The following is a 16,448-nucleotide window of genomic DNA, read 5'->3' as shown; positions in this document are numbered from 1 at the left end:
ACTCTCCATTAGAATTTGACTGTAGAAGACGTAAAACGATTATTTAGCAGGTTAATATTTAAAACCTAGTGGGCTTATTTTATTAAAATTATCGCCCACTACTGAGATTATCCTTGCCAGTATGTTTGAAAATACAATAGTAAGGCGAATGCGATTTGGGGTTTTTTCATCATTGAAATAGTAGCTTTTTATTTCGTTATCATTGATGTCGATGATTTTGAATTCAACATCATCAACACTCTTAACATTTCCGGGAAGAGGTATGCTTATTAGTATATTAGCCATGGCTTGCATGTCTTTTGCTAAAAGAGGCTCGCAATCATAACGGTGAGCGAAGCTATTTCTGATTTTATTTATAGTTTGAAGGCAGGTGCAAAGACCAGGATGCATCCCAAGCTTCTTTGCTAGCCCCAACTTCAGCCCATAGCTTGGATTGAATTTTATTTTCTCCCCTGCTGAATTTTGAAACAAATCTTCTTTGTCAAGGTGAGCCGCTATCCATGCATCAAGTAAACGCTCACACAAAAGATGAATTCTTAAAACCGATCCTAGCTCGTCATCATTTTGGTCAATATTAAGAAAAAGCTTTGAAATATCCACTTCGCCGAAGATTTTCATGAAAATTGCAGGGTTCATATCTACTCCTGGTCTGAGTGCGTTAAATAACAACATTTAAACACATAATGTGGACATGAGATATGACCTACATCTACCAAATCAAGTTAACCACCCAAACAGGTGAAACCTTCATGGGCAAAATGTCACAACGTCAGTCTGAGCTGCTTAACGGCTTTGTGCCGCTGGCGACAGAGACTGGGGAATGGCTGACTTCGCACCGGTCGTTGTGAAGCGAATACAGTTCACACGTTTATCAGCAGTGGTAGAAACCAATGGCGACTTGCAGACTGTCAGTTGAAATCAAAAACAGTTGGAAGCTTCCGATCTACCTCAGGACGCTGACACTGTTCTGCGTGTTGATGCGGTGCGAGCCTGATTACCGAAAGGTGGGTGAGTTCATCGTTAAGTATGGTATCAGCAAAAAGGAAAAGGCTGATTTGATCAGCCCTCCATAAACTAAATTGTGAAGTATGTGTACCACCTGTGAGCAGGGGCGTGCACTGACTTCATTCTGAATAACACCACTCCTGTTTCAATGTTAGTAACGATGTAAGTAGGAAGATCAGGGTTTTTGTAGTCCACATCTTCCTGTGCGAATGAGTATCCTTTTTGATGAAGGATGCCCATTGCCTCGTTGCCTTGGGCTATTACCGCCTGCTTCTTGCTGCCTTCTAACTGTTCAGCAGCAGTGATTGCGCCGACAATACAACCAGTAATATCCGCAAGGATTTTTTCCTGTTCAGTTAACTCTCTCTCCATACCTATTTCCTTAAGGTGAATTTAATTTATTGCACTAACCGACAAAAAGTCATTTTCTGTCGCGAGTACCTCATCGAATGAAACGCTACCTCAGTGGCTGTACTATTAGCAGATTGTTAACATTACAAAATGATGGTCAAAGAGCAAGATTGTGGATTCACATTAACTATCTTTAACCGTAACAAAGCCATTGAAACAGGAATAAAAAAACGCTGCCATCTTGGCGTAGGAAAGTGACGCACATTCACGATGGAATATCCGTTCTGTTGAGCCAGCCTATGCAACATCGCCAGTCTCTTTGAATCGATTAGATGACTCTCCAATGATACGCTTGAGTAACCATTTTTCTTTAATTTTTTCAATGTGTTAACAAATGAAGTTTTGAGTTTGTGTACACCTTTTTTGTTTCTTGGTGTACCAAAGATAGCCATATGAAGAGTTACATCTTTTTTTCTTTTATTAACATAGATAAATCTACCTGAAATACCGTGGGTTAATGAAGCCCATAAAATAAACATAACAAGTAATATAATTAGCATTGTAAGTAACCATTCCATTTAACACTGTCCTCAAAATTTACATTTGTAAGATTATTAACGGCATAACCTGAACAAAATTTAACCAAGGATCACCAAGTAAATCAAGCGTCTTGGGGGCCATTGAGACGGGGTATCGGGCCGGAGTGATGTCCCTCATAAAAAACTGCATCACGACACGGTACCTATATGCCTGATGACGATGCTGAACGCGTGCTATGTGAATCGCTGAAGTGTCCGGGTGGTTGATCCCGCCTGCAACTGGCTAAACAATCTGCTTGGCTGATCACGACATCGACGTTCTGGACCGCCGAACGAAGAAAGACATTCTGGCGCATAACAAAGCGTGGCAGGCTAACTTCCAACTGACTGGTATGAAATAAAGTCTTGGTAGGACTTTATTAAGATAATTACCACGGTTATTATCCTCAAAAAACAATCAGGGGAAGAAAATGGCCGAAGTTATTGTGCGGACCAAGGACGAGCTTGAGAAGGCAAAAGCTAACAAAGTCCAATATATTACTATAGAAGGCGAACTTGCCACGAAGGTGAAGCGAGGTAAAACGATTGCTAAAGCCAGCGGTGTTAGCCTTGCGTTATTAACCACAGCTCTTGCTGCGACACCTTTTACTGGTGGCATGTCTGCTCTTGCTGCCGCGCCCATAGCGGCAATGTCTGGTTTTGAGATAGCCGCTATTATTGCTGCGGCTTCCATTGGGATTACCTTAATCATCGCAATTTTTAAAGATTATGAAGAGATTGAGGTTGGAGAGGGTAGGATGAAACTGAAACGTCGTAAGAGCGATTAAGCTTAGTGTTTTATTAAGCACCATTATCTGACAATGTTAACATGAGCTAATCGGTATCTCCTTACGGAATAGGCATTACAGCAGGCATTCACTGAGTGCCTGCGATAATGTCGAAACACATTAATGAGATGCGCGAGATGTCGGGTAAAACCGATCCGGACGAAGCGTGACGCTGCTATAAGTTGGAGGATGGTGCAGACGACCTATATCTTCTGGCTCAATGGTTCGAATCCATTCCTGATTATCACACCCAAGCCACTGGGATCCGCTTGTGGCTTTTAATTGATGTCATCTTAAGCAGAACCATAATTATCCTGTACAAGAATTTGATACTGAAGGTGTCATGATGCGAATTTACGACTTTCGAAACAGGAGTGCATGATGCATACAATAGACGACTCGAATTTTCATAAAGTAGTGCAGGCAATTAAGGCAGGCCCCACGGACATTGCTTTCCAATCCGCATTAGAACTTGGTTTTAAGTGGCTTGAAGAGTATGAAGCAAAATTGCTGAAGCTCACTGATGAGCAAGCGAGGACCCTTAAAGACTTGCTTTCAAAATAAACCTGAAATTTTCATTGTCATCACAAAGGCCACCTCCGGGTGGTTTTTTTAATGGCTATAACAACAGGAATATAACAATGGCAAAACCGGACTGGGGCGTGCTTCAGCAACGGTTCCTGTCCGAACATGCCGCAACCGGCGTATCACCAAAGGAATGGTGTGAAGCGCAGGGACTGAACTACGCTACCGCCCGTCGATATATCAAAAGACCTTATGCGCAAACTGCGCAAAAACCTGCGCAGAAAAAAATGCGCAGTACGCAGAAAGATAAAAGCGCTAATGAGCTGGTGGATGATGATGGGCTTACCGCTCAACAGCGCTTATTTGTCGCTGAGTACCTGAAGGACAATAACGCCACCGCTGCCGCGGCACGTGCTGGTTATAGTGATCCAAACTACGGTCGTCAGCTCATAACGAATCCTAACGTTGCTCAGGCCATTGCGCGGCAGCAAAGAGCTTCCATTGTGCGCACGCTAGGCAGTGCCGATGAAGTGCTCGCGCAGATGTGGCAACTCGCCACCTTCGACGCAAACCAGCTTTCGCAGTATCGCCGCGGTGCGTGTCGTTATTGCTGGGGCTTCGGTTACCACTACCAGTGGCGGGATGCAGTTGAGTTTGAAGAGAAAAGACTCGAGGCTGTTGAGCGTGACAGACGTGAACCTGAAGATTCCGGCGGTTACGGTTACGACCACACCCGAGAGCCCAATCCAGAATGCCCACGCTGCAATGGCGACGGCATTGGCCAGCCTTATTTCCCCGATACGCGCAAACTCCCGGCAGCTTCTCGGCTCGCTTACTCCGGTGTAAAGGTCGGCAAAAATGGCGTCGAAATCACAGCAATCAGCCGCGAGCGAATGTTCGAAGCTGTCATGAAGCGCCTGGGCCTGGCTGATAGCGAGTTTGCGCAGCGCCTGCAGCAGATTGAAATCGAGCGCCGGCAGCTGGAGGTAGAAAAGCTTCGTAAAGAGTTGGCCGGTGATGGTGAGGACGATGAACCAACCCCAGTGCAGATCAATATCAACGTAGTGGACGCGAGGGCGGAAGATGGGGATCAGCCCGACACTTAACATTCCTCAGGCGCGTTTCCTCGCGATGCAGCACAAATTCAAAGCCTATGTTGCCGGGTTCGGTTCTGGTAAGACGTGGGTGGGTTGTGGCGGCATCTGCAAAGGGATGTGGGAGCACCCTAAAATCAACCAGGGTTATTTCGCGCCAACATATCCGCAGATCCGTGACATCTTCTACCCGACGATTGAAGAGGTAGCATTCGACTGGGGGCTGAGCGTCAAAATCAACGAGGGGAACAAAGAGGTTCATTTCTACGAGGGGCGACGGTTCCGCGGGACCACAATCTGCCGCTCGATGGAGAAGCCCGGCTCGATCGTCGGCTTCAAAATCGGTAATGCGATGGTGGATGAGCTGGACGTCATGGCGGCTGCCAAAGCGCAGCAGGCGTGGCGAAAAATCATCGCCCGTATGCGTTACAACATTCCCGGCCTGAGAAATGGAATTGACGTCACGACAACGCCGGAAGGCTTCAAGTTTGTCTACCAGCAGTTCGTTAAGGCTGTGCGGGATAAACCGCAACTGGCGGCGCTGTATGGACTGATTCAGGCCAGCACGTTCGACAATGCGAAGAATCTACCGCCTGATTACATCCCATCGCTGCTGAGTTCTTACCCAGACGAACTGATTCAGGCATACCTGCGAGGGAAGTTCACGAACCTCAACAGCGGGACCATTTACCACACCTTTAACCGTAAGCTGAACAACTGTTCTGATGAGGTTCAGGATGGGGATCCGCTGTTTATCGGTATGGACTTCAACGTAGGGAAAATGGCCGCGATTGTTCACGTAAAGCGTAATGGCCTGCCGCGTGCGGTTCGTGAACTCGTGAAGGTCTATGATACTCCGGCGATGATTAAGCGCATCCAGGAAGAGTTCTGGCGATATGAGGATGGGCGTTATGTGAAGAGCCGGGAGATTTACATCTACCCGGATGCGTCAGGCGACTCCCGCAAATCGCAGAACGCCAGCAAGACGGATATTGCCCAGCTTAACGATGCCGGCTTCAGCGTCATCGTTGATGATGCCAACCCGCCGGTTAAAGACCGCATCAACTCGATGAATGCTATGTTCTGTAACGCCAACGGCGAGCGCCGCTATCTGGTGAACGTCCAGAACTGCCCGGTTTATACCGAAAGCCTCGAGCAGCAAATCTGGGCGGCCAATGGCGAACCGGATAAATCAGCAGATAACGATCACCCCAATGATGCTGGTGGGTACTTCATCGTGAAGGATTACCCGATCGTGAAACCGGCATATTCAATCACCATGGACACCACTTTCTGATATGGCAAATGACGACATCACCTGGGTTCGACCAGAACACCGGGCGGCTTCTGCTGCCTGGCGGAAATACAGGGACTTCTGCAAAGGAGCTGAGGCCGTAAAAGCGGCGGGTAATAAGTATCTGCCTTATCTCGACCCAACCGATAAATCCACACGCAATCGCAAGCGCAATGAGGACTACCTGAACCGCGCGGTGTTCTATGCGATTGCCGGTAATACGAAGATCGGCATGCTTGGGATGGCGTATCGCAAGGACCCCACGTTTAATGGTCCTGAAAAGCTGAAATACCTGTTGGACAATGCTGACGGGGCCGGTACCAGTATTTACCAGCAGTCGCAGCTGGTGACCGAGAATGTGCTGGAGGTCGCTCGAGAGGGGCTTTATGTCGATTACGCAGAAGCCTCCGATGAGGCGATCATCCTCCGCTATCCGGCAGAGAACATTATCAACTGGCGAACAAAGCGAATTAACGGACGCGATCAGCTGGTGCTGGTGGTCCTGCGCGAATGCGTAGAAGAACCGGATGGTTACGCTTACAAGGACGAAATACAGTACCGCGAGCTGGCGATGGAAGAAGGGCGGTTCCTCTGCCGGGTATGGCGCAGGTCAGGTGGCACGACCAGCGGAGCCTATACCGTCAGCAGCGAATATCAACCGAAACCGAAAGGAAAGGACTTCTGGGACGAAATCCCGTTCACGTTTGTCGGCGCCCAGAACAACGATCCCACTATCGATGATTCACCATTGGCTGCGCTGGTGGAGATAAACCACGGTCATTACCGTAACAGTGCTGACTATGAGGACAGCGTGTGGTTCTGTGGTCAGGTGCAGCCGTACATGACAGGGCTTGATACCAACTGGCGCGATCACCTCGAGAAGAAGGGCGTTAAAATTGGTTCCCGATCACCGCTTTTGCTTCCTAAGGAGGGCTCGTTTGGTTATGCCCAGGCGCAGCCGAACATGCTTGCTAAAGAGGCCATGGACAGCAAGCGCGATTACATGGTGCAACTTGGCGCCAGGCTGATTGAGCAGAACGCCACGGCGAAGACGGCAACCCAAGCGAGCGGTGAGCAAACATCCTCAACATCGGTGCTCGGTATCTGCGTTTCAAACGTTTCTGAAGCCTATACGCTGGCGCTTGGCTGGTGTGCGAAATACCTCGGCATCAAGGGCGAAACGACGAGTTACACCATCAATCAGGAATTCATTGCGAAGGTTGCTGAGTCGGGCATGGTGACGGCGATCGTTAACGCCTGGCAGTCCGGTGCGCTTCGCGACAGCGATATGATTCGAGCGCTGCAGAAGCTCGATCTCATTGACCCGGCGGACAGCCCGGATGAAGTGATTGATGCAATTCGCAATCAGGCACCCACGTTGATGGGAGGTTGAGATGCCAACCGTCAACGAACGCCTGCGCGATGAGTCGATCGCACATTCCATCTGTTTAAGCCGCTACGCTACGGGCGTGGCAAACCGGATGGTGAAGTTGCTTAACGAGACGGATGCTGACTTGTCGGCACGTCTACTGGATGCGCTGGACAGATTGCCTCCCGAGAGCTTCACCGTTAGCCGTCTGCAGAGTTTACTGGGCAGCGTGCGTGAGCTTAACCATCAGGCCGTAGCCACCATGCAGGCAGGGCTCGAGAGTGAGCTGGTGGCACTGGCAAAGAACGAAGCCAGTTATCAGCTGAGCCTGTTCGATTCCCTTCTGTCATCACAGGTCTTGTCTCACTATCCGTTGCAGGGCATCACCGCCGATATGGTGTATGCCGCGGCGATGGCGCAACCCTTTCAGGGGCGGCTGCTGAGTGAGTGGGCGGAGAATCTGGAATCGGACAGGCTGGCGCGTATCGTGAACGCCGTCCGCAGGGGTTATCTTGCTGGCGACACGGTAGAAACTATCGCGCGCAATGTTCGTGGTCACGCCAACAAAGGCTATCGCGACGGGGCGCTGCAGATGAGCAGGGCAAACGCCGCCAGCATCGCTAAAACAGCTGTGAATCATCTGGCTGCCACAGCGCGCAACAGCTTCACCAGCGCTAACAGCGATATCGTTAAAGGCAAACAGTGGCTGTCTACACTGGACAATAAAACCAGCCACGACTGCATTATTCGTGACCTGCTGCGTTACACCCTGGAGAACAAACCGGTCGGGCATAAGGTGCCTTACCTGCAGGGACCCGGGAAGATTCATTTCTGCTGCCGTTCTACCGAAACCCTGATTCTCAAGTCATGGCGCGAACTCGGCATTGATATTGCCGAGATGGACGAGGGCACTCGTGCCAGCATGGATGGCCAGGTACCGGGGAAAACCTCGTATCTGGAATGGCTCGCGCGTCAGCCAGCTCAACGGCAGGATCAGGTTCTGGGTGCCGAGCGTGGCCGATTGTTCCGCGCGGGTGAAATCGACCTGGCTGATATGTTCACTGACAGAGGCGAATGGATCAGCTTGGAACGTCTGAAGCAGCTCTCTGGCACAGACAACTAACAATCACACCTTACTCCACGCCCTGGCATCCGCCGGGGCTTTTTTATGGGCGAGGCCCGGCAAAATCCCGAGGGGAAAATATGTTAATTCGAAACATGCTTCTGAAATTCTATGCACCAGAAAGCGGCGGCGAGGGCAGCGGCGGCGGTGGCATCGAAATCACCCCAGAAATCCAGAAGCTGATTGATGAGCGCGTGACCAACGAAGTCACTGGCCTGAAATCGAAAAACTCTGAGCTGCTGGGTACTATTAAGCAGCAAAAAGAACACCTGTCTCGCTTTGATGGTATCGATCCTGATGCAGTGCGCGGGATCCTCCAGCGTTTTTCCGACGACGAAGAGGCAAAGCTTATTGCCGCCGGAAAAATCGATGAGGTGCTCGATAAGCGCACCGAGCGTCTGCGTGCTGACGTCGATAAGCAAATCAAAGCCGCAAATGAACGCGCCGACAAAGCCGAAGCGTTCTCCAACAAATTTCGGGATCGAGTTCTGGGCGATGCAATCCGTGCAGCAGCGTCAAAAGCTGGTGCGCTGCCGGAAGCATCTGACGATCTGATTCTGCGTGCCAAAGGCACATTCCAGCTCAACGACGAAGGCGAGGCCGTAGCAGTTGATGCAAATGGCGACGTTCTGTTCGGTAAAGACGGCAAAACTCCACTAAGCCCGCTTGAGTGGGCGGAGTCTCTTAAGGAGACGGCTCCGCATCTGTTCCCACGCGCAGAAGGCACCGGCGCGGGCGGACATAAACCAAACGGTGGTGGCAGCCTGAAACGTTCCGAAATGAGCGCCAGCGACAAAGCGGACTACATCCGCAAGCATGGCCAGCAGGCCTTCCTCAAACTTCCAAAATAAGGGATTAACCCATGTCTACCACTGTTAATAGTGACCTGATCATTTATGACGACCTGGCGCAGACCGCTTTTCTCGAGCGCCGTCAGGACAACCTGGCTATTTTCAACGCGTCCTCCAACGGTGCGATCCTGCTGGATAACGAGCTGATTGAAGGCGATTTCCGCAAGCGAGCCTTCTACAAAGTGGGCGGCTCAATCGAATCGCGTGACGTTAACTCCACCGATAAAGTGACGGGTAAGAAGATTGGCGCCGGTGAAGCCGTATCCGTCAAAGCACCGTGGAAATACGGTCCATACGAAACTACTGAAGAAGCGTTCAAACGCCGCGGCCGCTCGGTTGATGAGTTCTCAGAAGTGATCGGCACTGATGTGGCTGACGCTACGCTGGAAGGCTACGTGAAATACGGCTTGAAGGCCCTGACGGCAGCAATTGGCGCCAACGCGGATATGGTGGTCACTGCCGACATTGAGACCGACGGTAAGAAGACCCTGACACGTGGCCTGCGTAAGTACGGCGACAAGTTCAACCGTGTCGTGCTCTTCGTTATGCACTCCGCTACCTACTTCGACATCGTGGATGAGGCGATCGCCAACAAAATCTACGAAGAAGCGGGCGTAGTGGTTTACGGCGGACAGCCGGGCACCCTGGGTAAACCGGTGCTGGTTACCGATACCATGGACGCTGATGCGATCCTTGGGCTGGTGGCCGGGGCAGTGACTGTAACTGAGTCTCAGGCTCCGGGGTTCCGTTCATACGACATCAACGATCAGGAAAACCTGGCAATCGGCTACCGTGCTGAAGGCGTGGTGAATGTCGATTTGCTGGGTTACAGCTGGGATACCTCCAAAGGCGACAACCCGGACCTGACCAAAATCGGCACTGCAGGTAACTGGAAGAAGCACTTCACCAGCAACAAATCAACGGCAGGCGTGCTGATCAAACTGGGATCCGCAGCGGGGGAGTAAAGCTGTCAGCGGATAAAACCTCCGCAACCGCTGACAGCACCGATGCGGTCACCATTTCCCTTAAGTACGCGCTAAACGGCGCAGGTGTTTCCGGCAAAACTGTTGCCTGGAATTCAACCGGCGGCACGCTCAGCACTGCCAGTTCTCAGACCGGTTCTGCTGGTGGGGCGACGGTCAAACTTACCTCTGATACAGCTGGTACTTTCACAGTCACTGGTACTGTTGATGGTATTGCTAAATCGAGTGAGGAAATCACCTTCACCGCGCCTGCTGCAGGCTAACTGATGGGGCGTAAGCCCCATTCAACGGATGCTCAGATGATTAATACTGATATCACCGCCGCTGACGTTAACAGTTACGCCAGCGAAGATGAACTGGCGTCATTTGCCGCGCTGAGAGGGATTGAACTGCCTGAAAAGCTCGCGCCGTTACTGATTAAGGCGATGGACTATCTGGAAGGGCTTGATTGGGTAGGTTCCAAAGCAGACCCTCGACAGCCGCTGGCATGGCCACGCGTGAATGTCGTTCTGGATGAACATGATTTCCCGCCGGATGAAGTACCACGGCAGGTTATAACCGCGCAGTGCATGCTGGCGGTAGAGGCAATAGACGGCGATTTACTCTCCAGCGTGCGTGAAGCCGCTGTAAAAACTGAACGTGTGGAAGGTGCTGTCACTATGACCTATGCGGTCGCAGATGGAGAAGTCTTCACGCCGTCCTATCCTGCTGTCATGGCGCTGCTGGGCGACCTCGCTGGTGGTCGCGGTTACGCCATCAATTCTTTCGCGGAGCGTGCGTAATGGCCATCAACTATCAGCGAATGCAGGCGACAACGACTCGTATGCTCAAGCAGAACGGCATTGCATACAACGTCACGCGTAAGGGCTCGTTAATCGTCATTGGTGGTGTGGAGCATCGTTCCGAGGATATCCAGTTCACCGCCACAGGAGTGAAGACGGATTACGCGCTAGGCGAAATTGATGGAACCGTCATTGAAAACGGCGATGTTCGGATTGTCTTCACTGCCGAGCAGGAAATCAAAACCGGCGATCTTATAGACATGGACGGCGTAAGGCATCGCGTGGTTAAGCCTAATCCGGTGAAACCGGGCGGTTTGGTGCTCTGCTACAAATCTCAGTTGAGGGTATAGCATGAGCGATAACAAGGGGTTCACGGCTGCCATCACCGCGTTTGTGGACAAAGCCAAAGCGAATCAGGAAGCAGTCGTACGAGCTGTCGGCATTCGGGTCCTTAATCAACTGGTGATGATGTCACCTGTCGGCAACCCCGAACTCTGGGGCATCAACCAGACGGCAGCTTCTTACAATCAGGCGGTATACGCCCATAACGACGCGCAAAAAGCGGACCCTGCAAACCTGACTAAAACCGGACGACTTAAGAAGAAGGCTCGACTGGTGGATGGGATGGATATCAAAGCGCCGCCGGGATATACCGGTGGACGGTTTCGAGGCAACTGGCAGGTTTCTTTTGATACACCGACCACAGATGAAACGGGTCGTGTAGATAAAACCGGAAATCTGACAAAAGCCGCAGGGAATTACACGCTGTCGCTGTTCAAAGTCGGGATGAAGGCTATTTATTTCTGCAACAACGTCCCTTACGCGTATCGACTGGAGATGGGGCACTCTTCCCAGGCTCCGGGAGGGATGGTACGCATTACTGCTGCTGAGTTTCAGCGATTTTTTGAGGAAGCAGTAAGGGAGGTGACTAAATGATTCCCGATATCGCGGCGGCGCTGGCCGCCAGGCTCGGCGAGTGGGCTGATGCTGAAGGGATCCCAGTTGCCTGGGAAAACGTGCCTTTCACACCGCCATCTGATGGGCTCTATCTTGCTGTCCATGACATGCCCGCCACGCCGCGTACGGTAGACCTTGGATTGCGCTGCCGCATTTATTCAGGTGTATACCAGATTAACGTTGTGGCCCCAGCCGGCACAGGCCGTACCGATGTTGTGGCCCTGGCTGATCGCGTGGCTGAATTGTTCCCCGAGGGGCAGGAGATTGAAGGCAGGGGTTTTACATGCTGGATAGATCAAACGCCTGGTGTTTTCCGCGGGATCACTAGATCTGTTTCTTATACCGTTCCCGTTAGTCTCAATTACCGAGCTGATATCTCCAGCTAATCCTCACAACCTTCTAAACCTGACCGGCTCTTTGCCGGTTTTCCCGTTTCTAAAGGAGTAACCAATATGGGCTTTGCATTGCCTAATGGCGCTCACGTCTATCTGGCATCGGGTTATGGCCCAGCCATTCCTTTCACCGGGGCGACAAACGCCGAAAACATGGTGATCACCGTGAGTGAAGCTGATGCACTCAAGGTGGGTGATATTGTTCATGTGAACTGCAACTGGTCCGGTGTTGATAACGTCATTGCAAAAATTGATGCGATTGCCGAAAGCGCCGTAACTCTTCGCAACATCAATACCACCAACAAAAACAAATATGCCGCTGGAGGCGGTACCGGTTCGATCCGCAAGGTGCTTGAATGGACCGAGCTGCCGCAAATAACTGAGGTGTCGAAATCTGGTGGCGATCAGAACACCACACAGATTCAGTTCCTGAGCGACGACCGCCAGCGAAACCTGAATACCTATAAATCCGCAGTCTCTCAGACCTACTCGATCGCTCACGACTCAACTCTCCCGGTATATCCGTTGCTGCGCCAACTGGATGAAGACGAAGAGACGGTTGCGGCTTACATGTACGTGCCGAAGGCGAAGGAAAACCGTTACTGGGCGGCCACGGCGTCCTTTGACGATACGCCAACTACTGCGGTTAACGAGGTAGAGACAGTGAGTGTGGTGCTGAACCTGCAGTCACCGGCGATGACGTTCTACAAGGTGACTGACGCTGCCGCCTGACCCGTCAGAGCTTTCACTATTCCATGCCTCCCATAACGGAGGCTTTTTTTCGTTAAGAGGTATCGATGGCGACCAAATTCACCCTTCAGCCCAAACCTACATTCAAGGCCAATGTCTCGATCCCCCGCGCTGGCGATGAGGATGGCGTGCTGACGTTCACGTTCAACCACAAGCCACTTAAAGAACTGGCTGACCTCGAAAAACTCGAAGGTAAAACCGCCACTGATTTTCTGATGGAAATCATTTCAGGCTGGGCACTTCCTGATGCATTCAACGCGGAAAACCTGTCGGTGCTGCTGGAAAACTATCCGGCGGCGATGAAGGCCATCCCGGAAACCTACTACCGCGAGCTCATGGGGCAGCGTGAAAAAAACTGATAGCGGTTGCCTCTGCGTTCTATACGCCTGAACCCACAGCGGCAGACCTGGCGCCTTACGGGCTTACGCCGGATGACTATGACGATAATTTCGTAGATGTCTGGCCCGATATCTGGCCTTCATTCCTTGTATTTCAGGCTGTCAGCACGCAATGGCGAACGGGAATGGGCGGTGCGTCCGGGCTCGACTATAACGTTTTGCCCTGGGTAATGCGTCTGCACAACATCGACGACGAGGCAACCGCGCTTTCGGACATCCGGGTGATGGAAAGTGCTGCGCTAAAAATTATGCATAAAGAGAGGGCGTAATGAGTAACGATATCGCCACGATTTCCCTGCGTGTAAATACCAGTGAGCTGGAGCGCGGTAATCAGGCACTGGATCGCTTTCAGGAGACCGCGTCCGCCGCGGCAGGTAAAGCGGATGACCTGAACAGTACGTTCCGCACCGGTATCGACAACCAGAAGAAGAACAGCGAAAGCCTGAAGCAACAGCGCCAGGAGCTGCAGAACCTGCTGAATAAAATTAGCCCGGTAAACAAGGCGCTGGATGAACTGGACACGATCCAGGAGAGCCTGGCGAAGTTTCGCGGTAAAGGGCTGGTGGGAGATGAGGACTTTACTCGCTACAACAGCGTGCTTGAGACGACACGGGCTAAACTGGCACAGGTCATGGAGTCTGAGACCGCAGAGGGGCGGGCTCGCATTGAGCAGGCTCAGGCAGCGCAGCGTGCCGCTGCGGCGGGCAAAACCTTTATCGATTCGCTGGAAGAGCAGGTCACAGCAATCGGAAAAACGCGCGCAGAACTGTTAGAGCTAAAAGCAGCCCAACTTGGCGTGTCCGATCGTGCTGCACCGATGATCGCCCGACTGAAAGAGCAGGAGGATGCGTGGAAGTCAGGAGCGATCAGCGCTGGGCAATACCGCAACGCGATGCGTTATCTACCAATGCAAATGACCGACATCGTAACTTCATTGGCGTCCGGTATGCCGGTTTATATGGTAGCCATTCAGCAGGGCGGCCAGCTGCGCGATTCGTTTGGCGGTGTAGGCAATGCTCTGAAAGCGATGTTGTCGATGGTGACTCCGGCCCGAGTGGCCATTGGTGGCCTGGCCGGTGCTGTTCTGATTGCTGCAAAAGCGGGAGCGGACTACTTCACAGCCTACGACGAAATTAACAAGGCCATTATCAGGACAGGCAACATTGCTGGCACTTCAGCGCTCCAGGTTATGGCTTCCTCTCAGTCGATTGCTGCCTCTACTGGCGCTACTGTAGAAACCATTCAGAGTTTGATGACTGAACTGATTAGCATGGGTTCGCTCACACAGCAGCAGCTTGAAAAAGCGGCGGGCTCTACGGCACTTGCAGTTCAAACCGGTATTGTTTCGGCGCAGGACATCACCAAGGCATATCAGGATATTGAAAAGGATCCGGTTAAAGCCCTTAAGAGTCTAAACGAACAATACAACTTCCTGACTGTTTCGCAGCTTAAGCATATTGATGAGCTGGTGAAACAGAAGGACCAGACCGCGGCCGTTACACAGGCTATGGACCTGTTTGGTGATACGATGGCAGAACGCGGAGAGCAGGCTTATGACTCGCTGACACCGTTTGGTCGCCTGTGGCTGGATATCAAAGACTGGGCGTCTGAGGCCATGCAGAATATCGGTCAGTGGGTAGCTGAGCTGGCATCAAACACACTGAAGGAATTCAACGCAATTTATTACAGCGTTGCGATAGTTTTCCAGAAACTGAACCAGATCATTTCTTCCTCTATCGCGGCTGCGATTAATCTCATTCCTGACTGGGCGAAAACGGATACTTTGCAGGGATGGCAGGACTATAACGAACAAATGGCCGGTGCTTATGGAGACAGCGTATCTCAACTGAAAAAAGACTGGGATGCCGCAGACATTAGTGCAAGTAAATACCTTGATACCACCCGCAAGGTAAAAACCGCGACCACTCAGAAAGATCGAGAAGGGGTCGCTGCTTTTGGCAAAAAGACGAAACCCGGAAAACAGGGCACTGTATCGGCTGGCGATCGCAGCATGGATGCTCCCCAGGCCGAGCTACTGGCGCTTCAGGCACAGTTACGCGCGCTGCAGCAGCATAAAGGGCTGAACGACACTATCAGCCAACAGCGCAAAGACCTTTGGACTACGGAAGCGAAATTTCAGGTGCTGGAAGAGGCCTCCCGATCTCGCTCTCTGACAAAGCAGGAGCAATCTCTGCTCGCGAGTAAAGACCAGGTGCTGCAGTTAGCGCGGCAGAAAGCCCTGTTGGGTGATCAGATTTCCGCGCAGGAACAGCTGAACAAGCGCATGGATACCTCGCAGAAATACGTCACACAGATGGCTGAGAAACAGGCCGCATTACTGGGTGGCGCGGGGATGAGTGACCGCCAGGCGCAGCGAGAGCTGGCAAAGAGCCAGCTCGCCGCCGGCTGGAAAAATTCAGGTGGTTCGCTGGATGATGGCGGATATAAGAAGCAGCTTAAAGCGGCGAATGATTACTATGATGCAGAGGACAGGTTGCGTGGCGACTGGTTGACCGGCGCGAAAAAGGGCTGGGCTGATTTCGAAGACAGCGCGACCAATGTCTACTCCCAGGTGCAGACGGTTACCAGCAACGCATTCACCGGCATGGCCAGCACCCTGACTGATTTCTTCACAACAGGTAAATCTAACTTCTCAGATTTCCTTTCCACTTTCCTCAAGGGCATCGCCCAGATGCTGACCCAACTGGCTCTGGTTAATGGAATGAAGTCAGCGTTTGGTGGAACCGGTATCGGTGCGTTCTTTGGTTTTTCAGGTGGTGGTTTGGTCCCCGGTTTTGATGGAGGCGGCTACACGGGAGATGGCGGTAAATACCAACCGAAAGGCGTTGTACACGGCGGTGAGTTTGTGTTTACGAAAGAAGCGACTCGTGCACTGGGTGTCGGCAATCTGTATGCGCTTATGCGTGGAGCTCAGGGGTATGCAAACGGAGGTTATGTTGGGCGCGCCCCGATGTATGGGCTGCAATCTTCGGCAACTGGCGGCGTAACCGTTCAAACGTCCGTGACCGTTCATAACCAGAACACTCAGCAGCAGGCATCTGGTGACAATGACGCGATTTCTCGGGCTTACAAGCAGACCATTGATCAATCAGTACGTGCAGGTATAGCCAAACAGCTCCTGCCTGGAGGTCTCATCTGGAATGCAACGAAATCAAGATAAAGTGCCTCCGCAGATTTTGCCGTTATG

At 51.7% G+C, this 16,448-nt stretch carries 20 protein-coding genes and 1 pseudogene; 18 read left to right on the top strand and 3 right to left on the bottom strand.

The genetic code is table 11. The features are described 5' to 3' along the window. Positions 1-51: 51 nt before the first annotated feature. Positions 52-636, bottom strand: coding sequence for a hypothetical protein (locus PUP35_RS11735; protein ID WP_274239595.1), 585 nt, complete (start codon positions 634-636; stop codon positions 52-54). 62 nt (positions 637-698) lie between these two features. Between PUP35_RS11735 and PUP35_RS11730 the strand changes: the two are divergent. Further along, positions 699-916: pseudogene (locus PUP35_RS11730) on the top strand (hypothetical protein). A 158-nt stretch (positions 917-1,074) separates the two neighbouring features. Here PUP35_RS11730 and PUP35_RS11725 read toward each other — a convergent pair. Then, a complete protein-coding gene (locus tag PUP35_RS11725; protein WP_103142813.1) occupies positions 1,075-1,377 on the bottom strand; it encodes a hypothetical protein in 303 nt (100 codons plus the stop codon). 122 nt (positions 1,378-1,499) lie between these two features. Continuing rightward, the gene (locus tag PUP35_RS11720) at positions 1,500-1,934 is read right to left on the bottom strand and encodes a hypothetical protein (RefSeq protein WP_274239592.1); all 435 of its coding nucleotides are present in this window, start codon (positions 1,932-1,934) and stop codon (positions 1,500-1,502) included. Between the two features lie 431 nt (positions 1,935-2,365). Between PUP35_RS11720 and PUP35_RS11715 the strand changes: the two genes are divergently transcribed. The 17 genes from PUP35_RS11715 (at position 2,366) to PUP35_RS11640 (ending at position 16,421) form a co-directional block, all read left to right on the top strand. After that, positions 2,366-2,722 (top strand): hypothetical protein, encoded by a 357-nt coding sequence (locus tag PUP35_RS11715; RefSeq protein WP_103142814.1) that lies wholly within the window; start codon positions 2,366-2,368, stop codon positions 2,720-2,722. Between the two features lie 378 nt (positions 2,723-3,100). Beyond that, on the top strand, positions 3,101-3,286 hold the full coding sequence (locus PUP35_RS11710; RefSeq protein ID WP_274239589.1) for a hypothetical protein: 186 nt from the start codon (positions 3,101-3,103) through the stop codon (positions 3,284-3,286). A gap of 77 nt (positions 3,287-3,363) precedes the next feature. Beyond that, positions 3,364-4,353: a terminase small subunit gene (locus PUP35_RS11705; protein ID WP_274239587.1), complete on the top strand. Its 990-nt coding sequence runs from the start codon at positions 3,364-3,366 to the stop codon at positions 4,351-4,353. Further along, a complete protein-coding gene (locus tag PUP35_RS11700; RefSeq protein ID WP_274239585.1) occupies positions 4,331-5,638 on the top strand; it encodes a terminase large subunit domain-containing protein in 1,308 nt (435 codons plus the stop codon). Before PUP35_RS11705 ends, PUP35_RS11700 begins: the two co-directional genes overlap by 23 nt. Before the next feature lies 1 nt (position 5,639). Further along, positions 5,640-7,028, top strand: coding sequence for a DUF4055 domain-containing protein (locus PUP35_RS11695; RefSeq protein ID WP_274239583.1), 1,389 nt, complete (start codon positions 5,640-5,642; stop codon positions 7,026-7,028). Position 7,029: 1 nt separating this feature from the next. Then, positions 7,030-8,127 (top strand): hypothetical protein, encoded by a 1,098-nt coding sequence (locus tag PUP35_RS11690; RefSeq protein WP_274239580.1) that lies wholly within the window; start codon positions 7,030-7,032, stop codon positions 8,125-8,127. 80 nt (positions 8,128-8,207) lie between these two features. Beyond that, entirely contained in the window at positions 8,208-8,978 is a 771-nt protein-coding gene (locus PUP35_RS11685; RefSeq protein ID WP_127731143.1) for a hypothetical protein, read from the top strand. 11 nt (positions 8,979-8,989) lie between these two features. Then, entirely contained in the window at positions 8,990-9,943 is a 954-nt protein-coding gene (locus PUP35_RS11680) for a major capsid protein (RefSeq protein ID WP_274239578.1), read from the top strand. Then, a complete protein-coding gene (locus PUP35_RS22000) occupies positions 9,868-10,224 on the top strand; it encodes an Ig-like domain-containing protein (RefSeq protein ID WP_443112694.1) in 357 nt (118 codons plus the stop codon). Before PUP35_RS11680 ends, PUP35_RS22000 begins: the two co-directional genes overlap by 76 nt. Positions 10,225-10,260: 36 nt before the next feature. Then, a complete protein-coding gene (locus PUP35_RS11675; RefSeq protein WP_274239576.1) occupies positions 10,261-10,743 on the top strand; it encodes a DnaT-like ssDNA-binding protein in 483 nt (160 codons plus the stop codon). Further along, entirely contained in the window at positions 10,743-11,093 is a 351-nt protein-coding gene (locus tag PUP35_RS11670) for a hypothetical protein (RefSeq protein ID WP_274239574.1), read from the top strand. The genes PUP35_RS11675 and PUP35_RS11670 overlap by 1 nt, the downstream gene beginning before the upstream one ends. Before the next feature lies 1 nt (position 11,094). Then, positions 11,095-11,679, top strand: coding sequence for a hypothetical protein (locus PUP35_RS11665; protein ID WP_274239572.1), 585 nt, complete (start codon positions 11,095-11,097; stop codon positions 11,677-11,679). Beyond that, entirely contained in the window at positions 11,676-12,086 is a 411-nt protein-coding gene (locus tag PUP35_RS11660) for a DUF4128 domain-containing protein (RefSeq protein ID WP_274239571.1), read from the top strand. The genes PUP35_RS11665 and PUP35_RS11660 overlap by 4 nt, the downstream gene beginning before the upstream one ends. A gap of 66 nt (positions 12,087-12,152) precedes the next feature. Then, positions 12,153-12,824 carry a phage tail protein gene (locus PUP35_RS11655; RefSeq protein WP_101744536.1) on the top strand — a complete coding sequence of 224 codons (672 nt, stop codon included), beginning with the start codon at positions 12,153-12,155 and terminating at the stop codon, positions 12,822-12,824. A 65-nt stretch (positions 12,825-12,889) separates the two neighbouring features. Beyond that, entirely contained in the window at positions 12,890-13,201 is a 312-nt protein-coding gene (locus PUP35_RS11650) for a phage tail assembly chaperone (protein WP_023344275.1), read from the top strand. Next, the gene (locus tag PUP35_RS11645; RefSeq protein ID WP_274243259.1) at positions 13,198-13,509 is read left to right on the top strand and encodes a DUF1799 domain-containing protein; all 312 of its coding nucleotides are present in this window, start codon (positions 13,198-13,200) and stop codon (positions 13,507-13,509) included. The genes PUP35_RS11650 and PUP35_RS11645 overlap by 4 nt, the downstream gene beginning before the upstream one ends. Beyond that, positions 13,509-16,421 carry a phage tail tape measure protein gene (locus PUP35_RS11640; protein ID WP_274239563.1) on the top strand — a complete coding sequence of 971 codons (2,913 nt, stop codon included), beginning with the start codon at positions 13,509-13,511 and terminating at the stop codon, positions 16,419-16,421. Before PUP35_RS11645 ends, PUP35_RS11640 begins: the two co-directional genes overlap by 1 nt. Positions 16,422-16,448: the final 27 nt, after the last annotated feature.

Origin of the sequence: Enterobacter sp. S-33, assembly GCF_028735835.1 — a bacterium.
Taxonomy (GTDB): Bacteria; Pseudomonadota; Gammaproteobacteria; order Enterobacterales; family Enterobacteriaceae; genus Enterobacter; species Enterobacter vonholyi.
Note: the sequence above shows the minus strand (reverse complement) of the source record. Positions and strands in the feature narration are given on the sequence as shown.

Bases quoted from the DNA above. Each gene is read 5' to 3' on its own strand.
- PUP35_RS11735 (WP_274239595.1), bottom strand. From the start codon at position 636: ATGAACCCTGCAATTTTCATGAAAATCTTCGGCGAAGTGGATATTTCA.
- PUP35_RS11725 (WP_103142813.1), bottom strand. From the start codon at position 1,377: ATGGAGAGAGAGTTAACTGAACAGGAAAAAATCCTTGCGGATATTACT.
- PUP35_RS11720 (WP_274239592.1), bottom strand. From the start codon at position 1,934: ATGGAATGGTTACTTACAATGCTAATTATATTACTTGTTATGTTTATT.
- PUP35_RS11715 (WP_103142814.1), top strand. From the start codon at position 2,366: ATGGCCGAAGTTATTGTGCGGACCAAGGACGAGCTTGAGAAGGCAAAA.
- PUP35_RS11710 (WP_274239589.1), top strand. From the start codon at position 3,101: ATGATGCATACAATAGACGACTCGAATTTTCATAAAGTAGTGCAGGCA.
- PUP35_RS11705 (WP_274239587.1), top strand. From the start codon at position 3,364: ATGGCAAAACCGGACTGGGGCGTGCTTCAGCAACGGTTCCTGTCCGAA.
- PUP35_RS11700 (WP_274239585.1), top strand. From the start codon at position 4,331: ATGGGGATCAGCCCGACACTTAACATTCCTCAGGCGCGTTTCCTCGCG.
- PUP35_RS11695 (WP_274239583.1), top strand. From the start codon at position 5,640: ATGGCAAATGACGACATCACCTGGGTTCGACCAGAACACCGGGCGGCT.
- PUP35_RS11690 (WP_274239580.1), top strand. From the start codon at position 7,030: ATGCCAACCGTCAACGAACGCCTGCGCGATGAGTCGATCGCACATTCC.
- PUP35_RS11685 (WP_127731143.1), top strand. From the start codon at position 8,208: ATGTTAATTCGAAACATGCTTCTGAAATTCTATGCACCAGAAAGCGGC.
- PUP35_RS11680 (WP_274239578.1), top strand. From the start codon at position 8,990: ATGTCTACCACTGTTAATAGTGACCTGATCATTTATGACGACCTGGCG.
- PUP35_RS11675 (WP_274239576.1), top strand. From the start codon at position 10,261: ATGATTAATACTGATATCACCGCCGCTGACGTTAACAGTTACGCCAGC.
- PUP35_RS11670 (WP_274239574.1), top strand. From the start codon at position 10,743: ATGGCCATCAACTATCAGCGAATGCAGGCGACAACGACTCGTATGCTC.
- PUP35_RS11665 (WP_274239572.1), top strand. From the start codon at position 11,095: ATGAGCGATAACAAGGGGTTCACGGCTGCCATCACCGCGTTTGTGGAC.
- PUP35_RS11660 (WP_274239571.1), top strand. From the start codon at position 11,676: ATGATTCCCGATATCGCGGCGGCGCTGGCCGCCAGGCTCGGCGAGTGG.
- PUP35_RS11655 (WP_101744536.1), top strand. From the start codon at position 12,153: ATGGGCTTTGCATTGCCTAATGGCGCTCACGTCTATCTGGCATCGGGT.
- PUP35_RS11650 (WP_023344275.1), top strand. From the start codon at position 12,890: ATGGCGACCAAATTCACCCTTCAGCCCAAACCTACATTCAAGGCCAAT.
- PUP35_RS11640 (WP_274239563.1), top strand. From the start codon at position 13,509: ATGAGTAACGATATCGCCACGATTTCCCTGCGTGTAAATACCAGTGAG.